Raw genomic sequence first — 18,406 nt, forward strand, 5'->3', positions numbered from 1 at the left:
CGAAGCGCTGCGTGGCTGGTTCGCAAATGTCAACAGATCTTGGCGCTCAAGGTGTAATCTTGAGCGCTATTTTTTTGTACGAGTGATAAGCGAGGCAGCATGAGCGACAGCTTTGAACACAACGCCCGGGTGATTGGCGAGCGCTGGCCTGCGCTGCTGGCACGGGTGCGGGCTGAAGAGACTGCTTCGTTGCAGGCCGATCTTCTGGAAGGCCTGGGGGCAACGCTGAGTATTGGTGGGGTCCAGTTGACCAGTCGTCATGACCGCGGCCACGAGGCGCGGGTCCAGGCTGCCAGCCTGCCTGAGGCGCCGGTGTTGCATCTATACGGCTGTGGCCTTGGAGATTTGCAACTGGAGCTGCTCCAGCGTCCGGGGTTGGTGCGCTTGTATGTGCACATCCTCAATGGCGCGCTGTTCAAGTTGGTGCTGCAATTGCTGGAGCAGCAGGCCTGGCTGGCTGATTCGCGTGTCGAGTTGTTGTATGCCGGCGATCTGCCGGAGATTGCGCTGCCATTCTTTGCCTTGCCAGCCGAACTAGTGTTGGCCGATGACTACAACGCAAAGATCCGCGACCGGCTGATCAGCGAGATGCACCTGTCGTTCAATAATCGCCGGTTCGCCCCGGATATTGCATCCATCGCCGAGCGTCTGGCGGCAATCGAGCCTTGGGTCGGGATGGATAAAGATGTCGCGGGCCTCTTCGAGAGTCACCCCGGGAGTGAGGTCTTTGTCATCGCCACGGGGCCAAGCCTCGAACAGCATTACGCAGCATTGCGCGCTGTGGCCGGGCAGCCGCAGCGGCCTTTGCTTATCTGTGTCGATACGGCTTATCAGCCACTGCTCAACGAGGGCATTCGCGTGGATCTGGTGGTGAGCATCGATCAGCGTATCTCTACGCGGCATTTGCCGGCTCAGGGTAGCGAAGGCACCACCCTGGTATATATGCCGCTAGCGGACCCCCAGGTCCTTGAAGGCTGGCTCGGGCCACGGTATGTGGCGTACTCCTCCAGCCCGGTGTTCCAGGCATTGCGCCAGCGCATACCTCGGGCACTGCTGCATGCCGGTGGCAGCGTGATTCACCCGGCTGTGGATCTGGCGGTGAAGATGGGGGGGCGACGTATCACTTTGTTTGGTGCGGATTTCGCGTTCCCCAGGAACCGTACCCATGCCGGCTGGCATGATGGCGATTTAGGGCCTCAGCTCGGTGCCGCCCGGCACTGGGTGCTCGATGGTCATGGTCAGCGAGTCAAGACTCAGCTCAACTTCCGCGGTTACCTGTGCGAACTGGAGCGCTACATCAGCAGTCAGCCTGAAGTGGCGTTTTTCAATACCAGCCGTGATGGCGCGATGATCCTCGGTACCACCTTTCACCCGGATTTTGCTCAATGAATCAGCTAGAGCCTGTGTTTTCCCGAGCCAGAGAAGTCGCCGATCTGTTTCGTCTGGGGCGTGATGTCGAGGCGGTGGGTGTCATGGTTGAGCTGTTCGATCCCATCCAGTCGTTGGTGGATGGAGCTGCGCTGCCTGTCCAGCAGGATTGGGCGCAATTGCTGACTCTGATGCTGGCGTGCCAGGAAGGGCAGAACTGGTTGGGGTTGGCCGACTATCTGGAATACGAGCTGCTGGACTGGTTGCAGGCCGAGTTTGGTGGATGAGCGGTGCGGCAGGCTGGGCGAGGGTTTTTGGTGGGTATTTTCTGGCGTCAGTTTTTCGTTCGGTGTCGGCTTAACCCCTTGTTTTCCAAGGGATGGCCGGGTGATGGCAAATATTTTTGAAAAAGCCCTAAAGCAACTTGCATTACCGACGATAACTATTACGAAGGTTCTCTAGGCCATTACCCGGCGGTTGCCAGGGCCGGAAGCCGCAGTACCCAACCAACGAGGAATTCGTCATGGCTTTAACAGTAAACACTAACGTCACGTCGTTGAACGTTCAGAAAAACCTGAACCGCGCTTCCGACGCTCTGTCGACTTCGATGACTCGCCTGTCTTCCGGCCTGAAGATCAACAGCGCAAAAGACGACGCCGCCGGCCTGCAGATCGCTACCCGCATGACTTCGCAGATCCGTGGTCAGACCATGGCGATCAAAAACGCCAACGACGGTATCTCCATCGCCCAGACCGCTGAAGGCGCGATGCAAGAATCCACCAACATCCTGCAGCGTATGCGTGAACTGGCTGTTCAGTCGCGAAACGACTCCAACGGTACTCAAGACCGCGTTGCTCTGAACAAAGAATTTGCTCAGATGTCGGACGAGCTGACTCGTATCGCCAAGTCGACCAACCTGAACGGCAAGAACCTGATCGACGGTTCCGCTGGCACCATGACCTTCCAGGTTGGTTCCAACACCGGTTCCACCAACCAGATCACCATCACCCTGGACAGCGGCTTCGACGCTGCCACCCTGGGCGTTGACTCCGGCACCATCAACATCACCGGTAACGACAGCACCACTGCCGAGACCAACACCAAGGCCGCGATGGACGCCATCGACAAGGCTCTGGCTACCATCAACTCCAGCCGTGCGGACCTCGGTGCTGCCCAGAACCGTCTGACCAGCACCATCTCCAACCTGCAGAACATCAACGAAAACGCCAGTGCTGCACTGGGTCGCGTACAAGATACCGACTTCGCTGCTGAAACTGCCCAGCTGACCAAGCAGCAGACTCTGCAACAAGCTTCGACCGCAGTTCTGGCCCAGGCCAACCAACTGCCATCCGCTGTACTGAAACTGCTTCAGTAATAGCCGGCTAAGCTTTGGCGGGGGAGTGCGCTGGTCGTGCTCTCTCGCTTTTTTACTTTAAGAGGTGATGGACATGGATATGAGCGTGAAGCTGAACTTGTCTTATCCAGCGGCCAAGCCGGTGACGCCTGTCGCTGACAAGCCCGTGGAGAAGCCTCGAGAGGTCGTTCCTGCAGTTGCCAAAACCGCAGCTCAGGACAGTAAGAAAGAAGCTCGGACCGAGCAGGAAAAGTTGAAAATGGCCGTTCAGGAAATTGAAAAATTCGTCCAGTCGGTCAAGCGCAATCTAGAATTCTCGATCGACGAGCCTTCCGGAAAGGTCGTGGTCAAAGTCATTGCCAGTGATTCGGGTGAAGTGGTTCGCCAGATCCCCAATGAAGAAGTGCTGAAACTGGCCAATAGCTTGAATGATGCGAGTAGTCTGTTGTTCAGTGCCAAGGCCTGACAGCTGGCATGAAAATTGTTGCTGGTTACGTTTGAGCGCTGTTGTGGTCAAAAGACTGGCGGCACACTGAAGGGAGAGACACATGGCAAGTCCAATTCTACCGGGTACCGGCTTGGGTTCCGGCCTCGACACCGGTGCTATCGTCAAGGCGTTGGTAGCTGCTGACAAGGCGGCCAAGCAAGGTCAGATCGATCGCGCGACCACCACCAATAGCGCCAGCATTTCTGGTATCGGGACATTGCAGTCATTGTTGTCGACCTTCCAGAGCACGTTGTCGGTTGCTGGGCTGGGAAGCTCTGTGAATCCCGCCTTTGCCGGTTTCGCTGCGACCTCCAGCGACAGCAAGACCGTAGACGCCACCGCAGACAACTATGCGGTTGCCGGCAAATACTCGGTTACCGTCAAAAATCTTGCAACTTCGTCAAAAGTGGCCAGTGCGGCTTTTAGCGGAGGAAATACCAGTGCCATTCCGAGTGGTACGTTAAACATCACTCAAAATGGCATTAACTACCCGTTGACCGTCGGCGCCAATGCGACGCTGCAATCGGTGCGTGACTCGATCAACGCTGATTCGAAGATGAACATGGCCGGGCTCAGCGCGAACATCGTGACCGACTCGTTCGGTTCGCGACTGGTGATCGGCTCCGAAAAGACCGGTGCAGGCACCGACATTTCTGTCAGCGGTATTGCCGGTTTGGAGATCGATGGCACTCAGCCGATGTCGAGTGATACCAATCCGGCTTCCGCCGCCTCATCCGGCAATATCGGTGGGCTGGCCAAGGACGCGGTTTTCAGCGTCGACGGCATGCAACTGACCAGCAAGACCAATACAGTCACGCAGGCCATTTCCGGTCTTAAGCTCAATCTGGTTGCGCCAACCACCACGCCGATCACCGTGACAGTTGCCACAAACACTGAGGGTCTTAAGACCTCGATCCAGAAGTTTGTCGACGCCTATAACGCCGTGGCCAACGGCATTACTACGCTGACCAAGCCTTCCCTGGATGACAGTGGCAACCCGACCATCCCGGCACAGCTCACTGGTGACTCGCTGCCTCGTTCGATTCTGGCGGCTATTCGTGCACCACTGTCCGAAACGGGCGCCGGCGACAAGTTGACAGTGCTGGCGCAGTTGGGGATCACCACCAACCAGAAGACCGGTGCACTGGATTTCGACGACAAGAAATTCACGGCTGCCATGACCGACAAGAAGCTCGGTGGTGAAGTGCAGAAGCTGTTTACCGGTGATGGTACCAACCCGGGTCTGCTGGAACGCATGACTAACGCGATCAAGCCGTTTACCCAGGGTGTAGGTAGCATGACCGAGGGGATCCTGACCACTCGTACCAAGACCCTGGATATCACCAAGAAAAAGCTCAGCGATCAACAGGATGCCCTGGATCGCCGGGTAGCTACCCTGACAGCGGTGCTGACCAAGAAGTACAACGACATGGACACCCTGGTGGGCAAGCTGAAGGCCACCGCCAGTAACATCACGTCGATGTTTGAAGCCTTGACCGCCCAGCAAAAAGGCTGATATTCACTCAGCGCCAAAAGCCCGGCAGCGTTTTTCAGCGCTCCGGGCTTTTGTATTTGGCCTAAAGTTTTTTGACGTTGCGTCGATATATTGCTTATACGAACCCTTGAGTTTTGAAGAGGTATTACATGAATCCGATGTTAGCCCTTCGGCAGTACCAGAAGATCGGTGCGCAGGCGCAGACCTCCGAAGCCAGTCCCCACCGTCTGGTGCAGATGCTGATGGAAGGCGGCCTGGATCGTATCGCTCAGGCCAAGGGGGCAATCGAGCGCAAGGATATCGCCAACAAAGGCATATTCATCAGCAAGGCCATCGGCATCATTGGTGGTCTGCGTGAAGGTCTGGACCTGGAAAACTCCCTGGATACCCTGGGGGATCTGGACAGTCTGTATACCTACATGATGAAGCGCCTGGCTGAAGCCAATATCAAGACCGATCCGAAGATTCTCGATGAGGTCGCCGATCTGCTGCGTACGGTCAAGGATGGCTGGGATGCCATTGCCGCACCGGGTCCGCAGTTTTAAGGAGGAACACCATGAGTGCTGTCCTGCAACGCATTGAAGAAACCCGTGAGGCGCTGGTCGGCGCCCTCGCCGAACGCAACTGGCAAGCCATTGGCGAGCTGGACCTGGCGTGCCGTTCATGCATGGAGGACGTGCTCAGCGAGGCTGAGGTCGACGAGGCGGCACTGCGCGACAATCTGGAGGAGTTGTTGGGGGTCTACCGGCAGCTGCTTGAGGTGGCAACAGGGGAGCGCCAGGCGATAGTCGACGAGATGTCGCAGATCCAGCAAGCACAGAACGCGGCAAAGGTTTACCATTTGTTCGGTTGATGTTGAGTTAATCCCGAACACTGCGCGCCATAAATTTGACTGTGCACGCTTTTTTGACTTAACTAGTGGCTGTTTTCAGATTTCAGGCGTCTATAAGGCAGAAAATGCCTACAAGCGCGTCTAGCTTGCCCCTTATCTGGGCATTGAGTTGACTAGGGAAGTTGCTATTGCATGTGGCGTGAAACCAAAATTCTGCTGATCGATGACGATAGCGTGCGCCGCCGCGACCTGGCGGTGATTTTAAATTTTCTTGGCGAAGAAAATTTACCCTGCGGTAGCCATGACTGGCAGCAGGCTGTCGGCTCTTTGTCGTCAAGTCGCGAAGTAATTTGCGTCCTCATCGGGACCGTAAATGCTCCTGGTGCACTTCTGGGCCTGTTAAAGACACTCTCAACCTGGGATGAGTTCCTTCCGGTGCTGTTGATGGGCGAAAATTCTTCCATTGATCTGCCTGAAGACCAGCGTCGTCGTGTGCTTTCCACCCTGGAAATGCCTCCCAGCTACAGCAAATTGCTGGACTCCCTGCACCGAGCCCAGGTCTATCGTGAAATGTACGATCAGGCCCGTGAGCGCGGTCGTCACCGTGAACCCAATCTTTTCCGCAGCCTGGTGGGTACCAGTCGCGCCATCCAGCATGTGCGGCAGATGATGCAGCAGGTGGCGGATACCGACGCCAGCGTGCTGATCCTTGGCGAGTCGGGAACGGGCAAGGAAGTGGTAGCGCGCAACCTGCACTATCACTCCAAGCGGCGCGACGCGCCTTTCGTGCCGGTCAATTGCGGCGCCATTCCGGCAGAGCTGCTGGAAAGTGAGCTGTTTGGCCATGAAAAGGGCGCGTTCACCGGCGCTATCACCAGTCGTGCCGGGCGTTTCGAGCTGGCTAATGGCGGCACCCTGTTCCTCGACGAAATTGGCGATATGCCACTGCCGATGCAGGTCAAGTTGTTGCGGGTGCTGCAGGAGCGCACGTTCGAGCGCGTGGGCAGCAACAAGACCCAGGGTGTTGATGTGCGAATCATCGCTGCCACCCATAAGAATCTGGAAAGCATGATCGAGGTAGGCAGCTTCCGTGAGGATCTGTACTACCGCCTCAACGTGTTCCCCATTGAAATGGCGCCGCTGCGTGAGCGAGTGGAAGACATTCCGCTGCTGATGAATGAGCTGATTTCGCGAATGGAGCACGAGAAGCGCGGTTCTATCCGCTTCAACTCTGCCGCCATCATGTCGCTGTGCCGGCATGGCTGGCCGGGTAACGTTCGTGAGCTGGCCAACCTGGTGGAACGCATGGCGATCATGCATCCCTATGGTGTGATTGGCGTCGTCGAGTTGCCGAAGAAGTTCCGCTATGTGGATGACGAAGACGAGCAGTTGGTGGACAGCCTGCGCAGCGATCTGGAAGAGCGCGTAGCGATCAACGGTCACGCGCCAGACTTCGCCGCCACGGCCATGCTGCCGCCGGAAGGCCTGGACCTGAAGGACTACCTCGGCAGCCTGGAGCAAGGGCTGATCCAGCAGGCGCTGGACGACGCCAATGGCATCGTGGCGCGGGCTGCAGAGCGTTTGCGCATCCGTCGCACCACCCTGGTGGAGAAGATGCGCAAGTACGGTATGAGCCGTCGTGAGGGTGATGAACAGGCGGATGATTGACGCCGGTTTTTCAAGTCTTTGAAAACTGGGTGGTTTTTTTTAGGCACGGGTATTGCTAAGTCTCTTGCAACGTTCCGTTTAACTGACGGTCAGCCACGCGAGAGTGCACGATGCCCCAAGCCGCCCAGATGTCTCCTGCCCCTGATGCACAGGGGCAATCGTCGTCCGTAGAGCAGGCAAGCCGGCTAGGTCTTGAGCAGGCCTTCGCCTTGTTCAACCAGATGTCGAGCCAACTTACTGACTCCTACAGCATGCTTGAGGCCCGGGTGACCGAGCTCAAGGGCGAGTTGGCGGTGGTCAGCGCCCAGCGCATGCAGGAGCTGGCGGAAAAGGAGCGTCTGGCCAATCGTCTGCAGAACCTGCTGGACCTGTTGCCGGGCGGGGTCATCGTGATTGATGGTCATGGCATCGTCACCGAGGCCAACCCGGCAGCCTGCGAGCTGCTGGGGCTGCCGCTGGAAGGGCAGTTGTGGCGCAACATCATCGCCCGCAGCTTTGCCCCTCGCGAAGACGATGGCCATGAAATTTCCCTGCGCGACGGTCGACGCCTGTCGATTGCCACGCGCTCGCTGGATGCCGAGCCCGGGCAGTTGGTGCTGCTCAATGACTTGACTGAAACCCGTCATCTGCAAGACCAGTTGGCCCGTCATGAGCGTCTGTCCTCCCTGGGCAAGATGGTTGCCTCCCTGGCTCACCAGATCCGCACGCCGTTGTCGGCGGCCTTGCTGTACGCCAGCCATCTCACTGAGCAGGAACTGCCGGTAGCTACCCATCAGCGCTTTGCCGGGCGGCTCAAGGAGCGTTTGCACGAGCTGGAACATCAAGTGCGCGACATGCTGGTGTTCGCCCGTGGCGAATTGCCCCTGACCGATCGCCTGACGCCCAAGTCGCTGTTGCAGTCGTTGCAGGCCGCGGCCCTGACCCATGTGCAGGACGTTGCCGTGCGCTGGCAGTGCGATAGCCACCACGGTGAGTTGCTGTGCAATCGCGACACTCTGGTGGGCGCCTTGCTCAATCTGATCGAGAACGCGGTGCAGGCCAGTGCCGGCGCGGCGCGACTCAAGGTGCACCTGTACAGCCGCGGCGACACCTTGCGGCTGTGCATCAGTGACAGTGGCAGTGGTATCGACGCCGCGGTCCTGGAGCGCCTGGGAGAGCCGTTCTTCACCACCAAGGCCAATGGAACCGGGCTGGGCCTGACGGTGGTCAAGGCGGTAGCCCGTGCTCATCAGGGAGAATTGTCGCTGCGCTCGCGTCCTGGGCGCGGTACTTGTGCGCTGGTGACACTGCCTCTGTTCTCCAGCGTGCATGGAGTGGAGTGAAGGTAATGGCAATCAAGGTTCTACTGGTTGAAGACGACCGCGCATTGCGCGAGGCCCTGGCGGATACCCTGCTGCTGGCCGGTCATGACTACAAGGCTGTCGGCAGTGCTGAGGAAGCATTGGAAGCGGTGGCCTTCGAGCCCTTCAGCCTGGTGGTCAGCGACGTCAACATGCCGGGCATGGACGGTCATCAATTGCTTGGCCTGCTGCGAGCCCGCCAGCCACAACTGCCGGTGTTGCTGATGACTGCCCATGGCGCCGTCGAGCGTGCCGTGGACGCCATGCGCCAGGGGGCGGCCGATTATCTGGTCAAGCCTTTCGAGCCGCGGGCCCTGCTGGACCTGGTGGCGCGCCATGCCTTGGGCAGCCTGGGTGTTGGCGAGGATGAGGGGCCTGTGGCCTTCGAACCAGCCAGCGCTCAGTTGCTGGAGCTGGCGGCGCGGGTGGCCCGCAGTGACTCCACGGTGCTGATTTCCGGTGAATCCGGCACTGGCAAGGAGGTGCTGGCGCGCTATATCCATCAGCATTCCCATCGAGTCAATCAGCCGTTTATCGCCATCAACTGCGCGGCCATCCCGGACAACATGCTCGAAGCCACTTTGTTCGGGCACGAAAAGGGCTCTTTCACAGGGGCCATCGCTGCCCAGCCCGGCAAGTTCGAGCAGGCCGATGGTGGCACCATCCTGCTGGACGAGATTTCCGAAATGCCTCTGGGCTTGCAGGCCAAGCTGCTGCGGGTCTTGCAGGAGCGCGAAGTGGAGCGGGTGGGTGCGCGCAAGCCGATCACCCTGGATATCCGCGTGGTCGCCACCACCAACCGCGATCTGGCGGGGGAGGTAGCGGCCGGTCGTTTCCGCGAGGACTTGTATTACCGTTTGTCGGTATTTCCTCTGGCCTGGAAGCCGTTGCGCGAGCGTACCGCCGATATCCTGCCGCTGGCCGAGCGCCTGCTGGCCAAGCACGTCAATAAAATGAAGCACGCGGCGGCCAGGCTATCGGCCAAGGCCCAGGAGTGCCTGCTGGCCTATCCATGGCCAGGCAACGTTAGAGAACTGGACAACGCATTGCAGCGCGCATTGATCCTGCAGCAGGGGGGCTTGATCCAGCCGGAAGATTTCTGTCTTGCCGGCCCTGTGGCTTGTGCTCCGCTGCCGGCGCTGGCGCCCGTGGTGCAGATGGCAGCGCGTGGCACGGCTGCCGAGGTGGAGGTGCCGGCTCAAGAATCCGGCGGCCTGGGCGATGACCTGCGGCGCCGGGAGTTTCAGATGATCATCGATACCCTGCGCTCCGAGCGCGGGCGACGCAAGGAGGCCGCGGAACGCCTGGGTATCAGCCCGCGGACCTTGCGCTACAAGTTGGCGCAGATGCGCGATGCTGGAATGGACGTCGAGGCCTATCTGTTCGCGACCTGATCTGTGAGAGGCAAGCCCGGGATGGGCTTTTGTCGATAAGGGCCATGGAGCTGGCACCCTTGTTGCTAACACCTCACTAACCGCTGAGTGAGCGTCAAAAAATTGCGGGTCGTCAGAGAGAGTAGACCATGAGCCAAGGTGTTGAATTTAATCGGTTGATGCTGGATATGCGTGCCATGCAGATGGACGCAATGTCGCAGCCTAAATCCGCCGCGGTGGCAGAAGTCAGCGGCAGCAGCTTTGCTGACATGCTTGGCCAGGCCGTGAACAAGGTCAATGACACTCAGCAGGCGTCCAATCAGCTGTCCAGTGCCTTTGAAATTGGCAAGAGCGGTGTCGACCTGACGGACGTGATGATTTCCTCGCAAAAGGCCAGCGTGTCTTTTCAAGCCTTGACCCAGGTTCGCAACAAGCTGGTTCAAGCGTATCAAGACATCATGCAGATGCCGGTTTAAGGACGAGATTGAGTCATGGCAGAAGCAGTCGCCGATAACGTACCGGCCAAGGCCGCCCCGATCGACGGTAAACCGCCGCTGTTCGGTTTGTCCTTCCTGGAAAACCTGTCCCAGATGACCATGCTGCGTCAGGTCGGCCTGTTGGTGGGCCTGGCCGCCAGTGTGGCGATTGGTTTTGCCGTGGTGCTGTGGTCCCAGCAACCCGATTACCGGCCGCTGTACGGCAGCCTGGCGGGTATGGACGCCAAGCAGGTCATGGATACCCTGGCCTCTGCCGACATTCCTTACACCGTAGAGCCCAATTCCGGCGCCTTGCTGGTCAAGGCCGATGACCTGTCCCGAGCCCGCCTGAAGCTGGCCGCGGCTGGCGTAGCGCCGGGTGACGGCAACGTCGGTTTCGAGATCCTCGATAAAGAGCAGGGCCTGGGTACCAGTCAGTTCATGGAGGCGACCCGTTACCGTCGCGGCCTGGAAGGCGAGCTGGCTCGCACCATCTCCAGCCTGAACAACGTCAAGGGCGCCCGGGTACACCTGGCGATTCCCAAAAGCTCGGTGTTCGTGCGTGATGAACGCAAGCCCAGCGCCTCGGTCCTGGTAGAACTCTACTCCGGCCGTTCCCTGGAGCCCGGCCAGGTCATGGCCATCGTCAACCTGGTGGCGACCAGTGTTCCCGAGCTGAACAAGTCCCAGGTCACCGTGGTCGATCAGAAGGGCAACCTGTTGTCCGACCAGGCGGAAAACTCCGCACTGACCATGGCTGGCAAGCAGTTCGACTACAGCCGCCGCCTGGAAGGCATGCTGACCCAGCGGGTGCACAACATCCTGCAACCGGTGCTGGGCAACGATCGCTACAAGGCTGAAGTCTCGGCGGACGTCGACTTCAGTGCCGTGGAATCCACCTCCGAACAGTTCAACCCCGACCAGCCGGCCCTGCGCAGCGAGCAGTCGGTGAATGAGCAGCGCTCCAGCAGCAACGGCCCGCAAGGCGTGCCGGGTGCTCTGAGCAACCAGCCGCCAGCGCCGGCCTCTGCGCCACAAACCACCGGTGGCGCCACTGCCGCCGCCGGCATGGTGCAACCGGGCCAGCCACTGCTGGACGCCAACGGCCAACAGATCATGGACCCGGCCACCGGCCAGCCGATGCTGGCGCCGTACCCGTCGGACAAGCGTCAACAATCCACCAAGAACTTCGAGCTCGATCGCTCCATCAGCCATACCAAGCAGCAGCAGGGTCGCCTGAATCGTCTGTCGGTAGCGGTAGTGGTGGACGACCAGGTCAAGGTCAACCCGGCCAATGGCGAAACCAGCCGAGCGCCGTGGAGCGCCGACGAATTGGCGCGTTTCACCCGTCTGGTGCAGGACGCCGTGGGCTTCGATGCCAGCCGTGGCGACAGCGTCAGCGTGATCAACGTGCCGTTCTCCGCCGAACGCGGGGAAGTGATCGCCGATATTCCGTTCTACTCGCAGCCCTGGTTCTGGGACATCGTCAAGCAAGTGCTCGGCGTGCTGTTCATCCTGGTGCTGGTGTTCGGCGTGTTGCGTCCGGTGCTCAACAACATCACTGGCGGCGGCAAGAACAAAGAACTGGCAGGCCTGGGCAGTGACGTCGAACTGGGCGGCATGGGCGGCCTGGACGGTGAGTTGGGCAACGACCGCGTGAGCCTCGGCGGCCCGCAGAGCATTCTGCTGCCGAGCCCGAGCGAGGGTTATGACGCTCAGTTGAACGCAATCAAGAGTCTGGTGGCTGAAGACCCGGGTCGAGTGGCTCAGGTCGTGAAAGAGTGGATTAACGCAGATGAGTGATAACCGAGCCGCTACCGCCAAACTGACCCGGGTCGACAAAGCCGCGATCCTGCTGCTGTCCCTGGGTTCTACCGATGCTGCGCAAGTGTTGCGCCACATGGGCCCCAAAGAGGTCCAGCGGGTGGGCGTGGCCATGGCGCAGATGGGTAACGTGCACCGTGAGCAGGTCGAACAGGTGATGAGCGAGTTCGTCGATATTGTCGGCGACCAGACCAGCCTCGGCGTCGGCTCCGATGACTACGTGCGCAAGATGCTCACCCAGGCCCTGGGCGAAGACAAGGCCAACGGCCTGATCGACCGCATTCTGCTGGGTGGCAACACCAGCGGCCTGGACAGCCTGAAGTGGATGGAGCCGCGGGCCGTTGCCGACGTGATCCGCTACGAGCACCCGCAGATCCAGGCCATCGTGGTGGCCTACCTCGATCCTGACCAGGCCGGCGAAGTGCTCGGCAACTTCGACCACAAGGCGCGCCTGGACATCATCTTGCGGGTTTCCTCGCTCAACACCGTGCAACCCGCGGCGCTCAAGGAACTCAACCAGATTCTCGAGAAGCAGTTCTCCGGCAACTCCAACGCATCGCGGACCACCCTGGGTGGTATCAAGCGTGCAGCCGACATCATGAACTTCCTCGACAGCTCGATCGAAGGCCAACTGATGGATTCGATCCGCGAAGTGGACGAAGACCTGTCGGGCCAGATCGAAGACCTGATGTTCGTCTTCAACAACCTCGCCGATGTCGACGATCGCGGCATCCAGGCGCTGCTGCGCGAAGTCTCTTCCGACGTGCTGGTGCTGGCTCTCAAGGGCTCGGACGAAGGGGTCAAGGAAAAGATCTTCAAGAACATGTCCAAGCGTGCGGCGGAACTGCTGCGCGACGACCTGGAAGCCAAGGGCCCGGTTCGCGTCAGCGATGTGGAAACCGCGCAGAAGGAAATCCTCACCATTGCCCGCCGTATGGCCGAAGCCGGAGAAATCGTTCTCGGCGGGAAGGGCGGCGAAGAAATGATCTAAGGTCGCTTTATGTCGTCCAGCAGTGATGAGTCCCAAAGCGAGCTGATTCGCGCCCGGGACGTCGAGGGTTTTGACGTCTGGGCGCTGCCCAGTTTCGATCCCGAGCCGCCCGAGCCTGAACCCGAGCCGGAAGAGGTGCAGGAGGAGATCGAGGAAGTGCCACTGGAGGAAGTCCAGCCGCTGACCCTTGAAGAGCTCGAGAGCATCCGCCAGGAAGCCTATAACGAAGGGTTCGCCACTGGCGAGAAAGAGGGCTTTCACAGCACCACCCTCAAAGTGCGCCAGGAAGCCGAAGTGGCACTGAGCGCCAAGTTGCAGGCGCTCGAGCAACTGATGGCCAACCTGTTCGAGCCCATTGCCGAGCAGGACACCCAGATTGAAAAGACCCTGGTGGAGCTGGTGCGGCATATCACCCGCCAGGTGATCCAGCGCGAGCTGGCGATGGACTCCACGCAGATCGAACATGTCATGCGCGAAGCGCTCAAGCTGCTGCCCCTAGGCGTCGGTAATGTGCGCCTGTACGTCAATCCGCAGGATTTCGAGCAGGTCAAAAGCCTGCGCGAGCGCCATGAGGAAAGCTGGCGCATCGTCGAGGACGAAGCGCTGCTGCCCGGCGGTTGTCGGGTCGAGACCGAGCACAGCCGTATCGATGCCAGCATGGAAACCCGGATCGCCCAGGCCATGGACCAGCTGTCCGACCAGTTGCACGAACAATCGCTGCATCCGGCGGCAGCGGACCTTGGCCTGGACCTGGGGCCACTGACGCCGTCGGCGCCGCAGAGCGACATCGCCGCCCCCGCTATTGACCCTGACGCCGCACACGAGCCAGCGGACCCTAGCAATGCGCCTTGAACGCACCAGCTTCGGCAAGCGCCTGGGGGGCTATGCCCAGGCCATCAGCCTGCCGGGCCAGCCGATCCTTGAGGGCCGCCTGCTGCGCATGGTCGGCCTGACACTGGAGGCCGAAGGCTTGCGCGCGGCCATGGGCACCCGGTGCATGGTGATCAACGATGACAGCTACCACCCGGTCAAGGTCGAAGCCGAGGTCATGGGGTTCTCCGGGACCAAGGTATTCCTGATGCCAGTGGGCAGCGTGGCCGGGATCGCTCCGGGCGCGCGCGTGGTGCCCCTGGCCGACACCGGCCGTTTGCCCATGGGCATGAGCATGCTCGGGCGTGTGCTGGACGGCGCCGGCAGGGCGCTGGACGGCAAGGGCGCGATGCGTGCCGAAGACTGGGTGCCGATGGACGGCCCCACCATCAACCCGCTCAAGCGCGACCCCATCAGCCAGCCGCTGGATGTGGGTATTCGCAGCATCAACGGTTTATTGACGGTAGGTCGCGGTCAGCGTCTCGGCCTGTTCGCCGGTACCGGCGTGGGCAAGAGTGTGCTGCTGGGCATGATGACCCGCTTCACCGAGGCCGACATCATTGTGGTCGGGCTGATCGGCGAGCGGGGACGTGAGGTCAAGGAGTTCATCGAGCACATCCTGGGTGAGGAAGGCCTCAAGCGTTCGGTGGTGGTGGCCTCGCCAGCGGATGATGCTCCGCTGATGCGTCTGCGGGCTGCGATGTACTGCACGCGGATCGCCGAATATTTTCGCGACAAGGGCAAGAACGTCCTGTTGCTGATGGATTCCCTGACACGTTTCGCCCAGGCCCAGCGGGAAATCGCCCTGGCCATCGGCGAGCCGCCGGCCACCAAGGGCTATCCGCCTTCGGTGTTCGCCAAGCTGCCCAAGCTGGTGGAGCGTGCCGGCAATGCCGAGGCCGGCGGCGGTTCGATCACCGCCTTCTACACGGTATTGTCCGAAGGCGATGACCAGCAGGACCCGATCGCCGACTCGGCGCGGGGCGTGCTCGACGGGCATATCGTGCTGTCCAGGCGCCTGGCGGAAGAGGGGCACTACCCGGCCATCGACATCGAGGCCTCCATCAGCCGGGTCATGCCGGCGGTGATCAGCCCTGACAACATGGCGCGGGCGCAGTACTTCAAACAGCTGTGGTCGCGTTACCAGCAGGCCCGGGACCTGATCAGCGTCGGTGCCTATGTGGCCGGCGGCGACCGGGATACCGATACGGCCATTTCCCTGCATCCGGCCATGGTTGCGTACCTGCGCCAGGGGCTCAATGACAACATCAGCCTGGGCCATAGCCAGACCCACCTGGAAATGCTTTTCGCTCCGGCAGCGGGCGGGTAACCGGCCATGGCCGATAGCCGTGCGGCGCGCCTGGCGCCGGTGGTGGACATGGCAGAGAGTGCCGAGCGCACGGCCGCCCAGCGCCTGGAGTACTTTCACGGCCAGGTGCGTGTGGCCGAGAGCAAGCTGGGGGACCTGGAGCGTTTTCGTGGCGACTACCAGGAACAGTGGGTCGAGCGCGGCAAGTTGGGGGTCAGTGGCCACTGGCTGATGAACTATCAGTACTTTCTCAGCCAGCTGGATACCGCCGTCGGTCAGCAGCGACAGAGCCTGGCCTGGCACCAGAACAACCTCGATCGCGCCCGGGAAGCCTGGCAGCAGGCCTATGCCCGGGTCGAGGGGCTGCGCAAGCTGGTGCAGCGCTATATCGACGAGGCGCGGGCGCTTGAGGACAAGCGTGAGCAGAAGTTGCTGGATGAACTTTCCCAACGCTTGCCTCGTCAGAGCCCATACTGATGGTGCTCATTTGCCCCGTGCGGGTTGTCCCCCCGGCGAGTGGGTGCTAAACCTTTTAGACGTCGTCAATGACAAGGAAGCAGTCACATGTCGGTCGTTACAGAAATATCCCCGGACGGGCAAAAACTCACGATCTCCATCAGAGGCCGTTTCGATTTCGGACGCCACCAGGAGTTTCGCGAATCCTACGAGCGACTCAACCGGACACCGGAGTCCATCGTGGTGGACCTCAAGGAAGCCACCTATCTCGACAGTTCGGCCCTGGGCATGCTGCTGTTGCTGCGTGACCACGCCGGCGGCGACAACGCCGATGTCCGGGTAATCAACAGCAACTCGGATGTGCGCAAGATCCTCGCCATCTCCAACTTCGACAAGCTTTTCGACATCAGTTGACCGGTATGCGGTCGATGCTCGAGCCCCTGTGTGTGCTGATCGCCGAAGATGGCGCAGCGGACCGCATGCTGCTGTCCAGCATCATCCGGCGCCAGGGGCATCAGGTGCTGGCGGCAAGCAACGGCGCCGAGGCGGTGCAGCTGTTTCAGCAACAGCGCCCGCACATCGTGCTGATGGATGCATTGATGCCGGTGATGGACGGTTTCGAGGCTGCCCGGCGGATCAAGGCCCTGGCTGGCGAGACCCTGGTGCCGATCATCTTTCTCACCTCCTTGAGCGGCGGCGAGGCCCTGGCCCGCTGCCTGGAAGCGGGTGGCGACGACTTTCTAGCCAAGCCTTACAACCCGGTGGTGCTGGGGGCCAAGATCAACGCCATGGACCGCCTGCGCCGTCTGCAAGAGACCGTGCTGCACCAGCGTGACCAGATCACTCGCCACCACGACTACCTGCTCAACGAGCAGCGGGTGGCCAAGGCGGTGTTCGACAAGGTCGCCCATGCCGGCTGCCTGGATGCGCCGAATATCCGTTACCTGCAATCGCCCTATGCCCTGTTCAACGGCGACCTGTTGTTGGCGGCCTACACCCCGGCCGGAGACATGCACGTACTGCTGGGGGATTTCACCGGCCATGGGCTGCCTGCGGCGGTAGGCGCCATGCCGCTGGCGGAGGTGTTCTACGGCATGACCGCCAAGGGCTACGGCCTGCCGGAAACCCTGCGGGAGATGAATGCCAAGCTCAAGCGCATCCTGCCCGTGGACATGTTCTGCTGTGCCACCCTGCTGTGCCTGAGTTCCCAGCGGCGGGCGGTGGAGGTGTGGAACGGCGGCATGCCCGAAGGGTATCTGTATCGGCACGCCAGCGGCGCACGCACGCCGCTGGTGGCTCGCCACTTGCCCTTGGGTGTGTTGAGCGCCGAGGCCTTCGAGGACAGCACCGAAGTGTTTTCCATGGCGCCGGGAGACCGCGTCTTCCTGTTGTCGGATGGGGTGATCGATACCTGTAACACCGAGGAGCAACTGTTTGGCGTCGAGCGATTGCACCAGGTGTTTGCCGCCAATCGCCAGGAAGATCAGCTGTTCGAAGAGATCCGGCAGGCCCTGGAGCGCTTTGGCGGCAGTGCCCGGGATGATGTGAGCATGGTCGAGGTGGGGTTGCCGGAGTTTCCCCGGTTGGCGCCGCCGGCTCTGGTGTACTCCGACAGTGGCCAGTCCTGCCCGCTGGACTGGTCGGTGAGTTTCGAGTTTCGGGCTGCCACCCTCAAGCGTTTCAATCCCTTGCCCTATCTGCTGCAACTGTTGCTTGAGGTGCATGGCCTGCGCTCCCAGAGCGGGGCGCTGTACAGCGTTTTGGCAGAGCTCTACTCCAATGCCCTGGAACATGGCGTGCTCAAGCTCGACTCGCGGCTCAAGCGCGATGCCGAGGGGTTCACCCGCTATTACCGCGAACGCTCGACCCGGCTTGCGCAGTTGCAGGAGGGCTTTGTCCGGGTGCATCTGCAAGTGCAGCCCCTGGAAGCGGGAGGGCGCCTGGTGGTGCGCGTCGAGGACAGTGGCGAGGGCTTCGATGTGGCTGCGGTCCTGGCGCGGCCCAATGATATGGAGCGTCTGTCGGGACGTGGCGTCAGTCTGATCCGGCAGATGAGCCGGCAGGCCGTGTGGGCGGATGATGGGCGCAGTGTCTGCGTGGAGTTTTCTTGGGAGGCTCTGGCATAATTCCCGGGTTCTTGATCAAGGAGTGAACAAGTGGCTGAGATTCATCTGGACCACACGGTGCTCAATGCTTTGCAAGAGGTCATGGAGGATGAATATCCCGTCCTGCTGGATACCTTCGTCTGCGATTCCGAGGAGCGTGTGCGGCTGCTGCATAAGTCCGAGGATACGATTTTGCTGGTAGCCACCGCCCACAGCCTCAAGGGCAGCAGCAGCAACATGGGCGCCACCCGCCTGGCCGAACTCTGTCATCAGCTGGAACTGCGGGCCGGGCAGTCGGCCGCAGATGGCATTCGACAATTGGTGGGGGAGATCGACGGCGAGTTCGCGATCGTTCGACGCTTGTGCGAGCAGGAGCTGCAGCGCTTTCATTGTTGAGAAACAGCTTTTTATCTGCAGATTGTTAAAGCTGGCCCGGCCTTTGCAGTCAAGTCTTCCAA

The 18,406-nt window shown here is 60.6% G+C and carries 19 protein-coding genes; all 19 read left to right on the forward strand.

The window, feature by feature from the left end:
• Positions 1-99: 99 nt before the first annotated feature.
• The 19 genes from F6S12_RS09035 to F6S12_RS09125 all read left to right on the forward strand — a co-directional run bounded on the left by F6S12_RS09035 (position 100) and on the right by F6S12_RS09125 (position 18,344).
• Complete coding sequence (locus tag F6S12_RS09035) at positions 100-1,389, forward strand: motility associated factor glycosyltransferase family protein (protein ID WP_161467045.1); 1,290 nt, start codon at positions 100-102, stop codon at positions 1,387-1,389.
• Positions 1,386-1,655 carry a hypothetical protein gene (locus F6S12_RS09040; protein WP_125062200.1) on the forward strand — a complete coding sequence of 90 codons (270 nt, stop codon included), beginning with the start codon at positions 1,386-1,388 and terminating at the stop codon, positions 1,653-1,655. Before F6S12_RS09035 ends, F6S12_RS09040 begins: the two co-directional genes overlap by 4 nt.
• A 236-nt stretch (positions 1,656-1,891) precedes the next feature.
• Positions 1,892-2,743: a flagellin domain-containing protein gene (locus F6S12_RS09045; RefSeq protein ID WP_011059965.1), complete on the forward strand. Its 852-nt coding sequence runs from the start codon at positions 1,892-1,894 to the stop codon at positions 2,741-2,743.
• Between the two features lie 73 nt (positions 2,744-2,816).
• Positions 2,817-3,188 (forward strand): flagellar protein FlaG, encoded by a 372-nt coding sequence (locus F6S12_RS09050; protein WP_015634628.1) that lies wholly within the window; start codon positions 2,817-2,819, stop codon positions 3,186-3,188.
• 82 nt (positions 3,189-3,270) lie between these two features.
• Entirely contained in the window at positions 3,271-4,725 is a 1,455-nt protein-coding gene (gene fliD, locus F6S12_RS09055) for a flagellar filament capping protein FliD (protein ID WP_011059967.1), read from the forward strand.
• Positions 4,726-4,853: 128 nt separating this feature from the next.
• Entirely contained in the window at positions 4,854-5,249 is a 396-nt protein-coding gene (gene fliS / locus F6S12_RS09060) for a flagellar export chaperone FliS (protein ID WP_011059968.1), read from the forward strand.
• Positions 5,250-5,260: 11 nt separating this feature from the next.
• Positions 5,261-5,557, forward strand: coding sequence for a hypothetical protein (locus F6S12_RS09065; RefSeq protein WP_011059969.1), 297 nt, complete (start codon positions 5,261-5,263; stop codon positions 5,555-5,557).
• A gap of 171 nt (positions 5,558-5,728) precedes the next feature.
• Positions 5,729-7,204 (forward strand): sigma-54 dependent transcriptional regulator, encoded by a 1,476-nt coding sequence (locus F6S12_RS09070; RefSeq protein ID WP_011059970.1) that lies wholly within the window; start codon positions 5,729-5,731, stop codon positions 7,202-7,204.
• Positions 7,205-7,332: 128 nt separating this feature from the next.
• Positions 7,333-8,526: a sensor histidine kinase gene (locus F6S12_RS09075; RefSeq protein WP_161467054.1), complete on the forward strand. Its 1,194-nt coding sequence runs from the start codon at positions 7,333-7,335 to the stop codon at positions 8,524-8,526.
• 5 nt (positions 8,527-8,531) lie between these two features.
• On the forward strand, positions 8,532-9,938 hold the full coding sequence (locus F6S12_RS09080) for a sigma-54-dependent transcriptional regulator (protein ID WP_019095439.1): 1,407 nt from the start codon (positions 8,532-8,534) through the stop codon (positions 9,936-9,938).
• A 128-nt stretch (positions 9,939-10,066) separates the two neighbouring features.
• Positions 10,067-10,393 carry a flagellar hook-basal body complex protein FliE gene (fliE, locus tag F6S12_RS09085; protein ID WP_011059973.1) on the forward strand — a complete coding sequence of 109 codons (327 nt, stop codon included), beginning with the start codon at positions 10,067-10,069 and terminating at the stop codon, positions 10,391-10,393.
• A gap of 15 nt (positions 10,394-10,408) precedes the next feature.
• Positions 10,409-12,196 (forward strand): flagellar basal-body MS-ring/collar protein FliF, encoded by a 1,788-nt coding sequence (gene fliF, locus F6S12_RS09090; RefSeq protein WP_011059974.1) that lies wholly within the window; start codon positions 10,409-10,411, stop codon positions 12,194-12,196.
• Entirely contained in the window at positions 12,189-13,208 is a 1,020-nt protein-coding gene (gene fliG / locus F6S12_RS09095) for a flagellar motor switch protein FliG (RefSeq protein ID WP_011059975.1), read from the forward strand. The genes fliF and fliG overlap by 8 nt, the downstream gene beginning before the upstream one ends.
• Positions 13,209-13,217: 9 nt before the next feature.
• Positions 13,218-14,060, forward strand: coding sequence for a flagellar assembly protein FliH (gene fliH, locus F6S12_RS09100; RefSeq protein ID WP_053156942.1), 843 nt, complete (start codon positions 13,218-13,220; stop codon positions 14,058-14,060).
• A complete protein-coding gene (gene fliI, locus F6S12_RS09105) occupies positions 14,050-15,408 on the forward strand; it encodes a flagellar protein export ATPase FliI (protein WP_041116665.1) in 1,359 nt (452 codons plus the stop codon). Before fliH ends, fliI begins: the two co-directional genes overlap by 11 nt.
• 6 nt (positions 15,409-15,414) lie before the next feature.
• Positions 15,415-15,864 carry a flagellar export protein FliJ gene (gene fliJ, locus F6S12_RS09110; protein WP_011059978.1) on the forward strand — a complete coding sequence of 150 codons (450 nt, stop codon included), beginning with the start codon at positions 15,415-15,417 and terminating at the stop codon, positions 15,862-15,864.
• A gap of 87 nt (positions 15,865-15,951) precedes the next feature.
• Positions 15,952-16,257, forward strand: a complete 306-nt coding sequence (locus F6S12_RS09115) for an STAS domain-containing protein (protein WP_011059979.1) — start codon at positions 15,952-15,954, stop codon at positions 16,255-16,257.
• Between the two features lie 5 nt (positions 16,258-16,262).
• Positions 16,263-17,969 carry a fused response regulator/phosphatase gene (locus F6S12_RS09120; RefSeq protein ID WP_077933588.1) on the forward strand — a complete coding sequence of 569 codons (1,707 nt, stop codon included), beginning with the start codon at positions 16,263-16,265 and terminating at the stop codon, positions 17,967-17,969.
• A gap of 30 nt (positions 17,970-17,999) precedes the next feature.
• Positions 18,000-18,344, forward strand: coding sequence for an Hpt domain-containing protein (locus F6S12_RS09125; protein ID WP_011059981.1), 345 nt, complete (start codon positions 18,000-18,002; stop codon positions 18,342-18,344).
• The last annotated feature ends 62 nt before the right edge of the window (positions 18,345-18,406 follow it).

It is taken from the genome of Pseudomonas sp. JV245A, from assembly GCF_032424515.1.
Classification (GTDB): domain Bacteria; phylum Pseudomonadota; class Gammaproteobacteria; order Pseudomonadales; family Pseudomonadaceae; genus Aquipseudomonas; species Aquipseudomonas protegens.

What these genes read in the sequence shown, in the direction of transcription:
- fliI (WP_041116665.1), top strand. Translation starts at nt 14,050, where the DNA reads ATGCGCCTTGAACGCACCAGCTTCGGCAAGCGCCTGGGGGGCTATGCC.
- F6S12_RS09045 (WP_011059965.1), top strand. Translation starts at nt 1,892, where the DNA reads ATGGCTTTAACAGTAAACACTAACGTCACGTCGTTGAACGTTCAGAAA.
- F6S12_RS09120 (WP_077933588.1), top strand. Translation starts at nt 16,263, where the DNA reads ATGCGGTCGATGCTCGAGCCCCTGTGTGTGCTGATCGCCGAAGATGGC.
- F6S12_RS09065 (WP_011059969.1), top strand. Translation starts at nt 5,261, where the DNA reads ATGAGTGCTGTCCTGCAACGCATTGAAGAAACCCGTGAGGCGCTGGTC.
- fliE (WP_011059973.1), top strand. Translation starts at nt 10,067, where the DNA reads ATGAGCCAAGGTGTTGAATTTAATCGGTTGATGCTGGATATGCGTGCC.
- F6S12_RS09070 (WP_011059970.1), top strand. Translation starts at nt 5,729, where the DNA reads ATGTGGCGTGAAACCAAAATTCTGCTGATCGATGACGATAGCGTGCGC.
- fliD (WP_011059967.1), top strand. Translation starts at nt 3,271, where the DNA reads ATGGCAAGTCCAATTCTACCGGGTACCGGCTTGGGTTCCGGCCTCGAC.
- fliS (WP_011059968.1), top strand. Translation starts at nt 4,854, where the DNA reads ATGAATCCGATGTTAGCCCTTCGGCAGTACCAGAAGATCGGTGCGCAG.
- F6S12_RS09035 (WP_161467045.1), top strand. Translation starts at nt 100, where the DNA reads ATGAGCGACAGCTTTGAACACAACGCCCGGGTGATTGGCGAGCGCTGG.
- fliH (WP_053156942.1), top strand. Translation starts at nt 13,218, where the DNA reads ATGTCGTCCAGCAGTGATGAGTCCCAAAGCGAGCTGATTCGCGCCCGG.
- fliG (WP_011059975.1), top strand. Translation starts at nt 12,189, where the DNA reads ATGAGTGATAACCGAGCCGCTACCGCCAAACTGACCCGGGTCGACAAA.
- F6S12_RS09050 (WP_015634628.1), top strand. Translation starts at nt 2,817, where the DNA reads ATGGATATGAGCGTGAAGCTGAACTTGTCTTATCCAGCGGCCAAGCCG.
- F6S12_RS09040 (WP_125062200.1), top strand. Translation starts at nt 1,386, where the DNA reads ATGAATCAGCTAGAGCCTGTGTTTTCCCGAGCCAGAGAAGTCGCCGAT.
- F6S12_RS09075 (WP_161467054.1), top strand. Translation starts at nt 7,333, where the DNA reads ATGTCTCCTGCCCCTGATGCACAGGGGCAATCGTCGTCCGTAGAGCAG.
- fliJ (WP_011059978.1), top strand. Translation starts at nt 15,415, where the DNA reads ATGGCCGATAGCCGTGCGGCGCGCCTGGCGCCGGTGGTGGACATGGCA.
- F6S12_RS09115 (WP_011059979.1), top strand. Translation starts at nt 15,952, where the DNA reads ATGTCGGTCGTTACAGAAATATCCCCGGACGGGCAAAAACTCACGATC.
- F6S12_RS09080 (WP_019095439.1), top strand. Translation starts at nt 8,532, where the DNA reads ATGGCAATCAAGGTTCTACTGGTTGAAGACGACCGCGCATTGCGCGAG.
- fliF (WP_011059974.1), top strand. Translation starts at nt 10,409, where the DNA reads ATGGCAGAAGCAGTCGCCGATAACGTACCGGCCAAGGCCGCCCCGATC.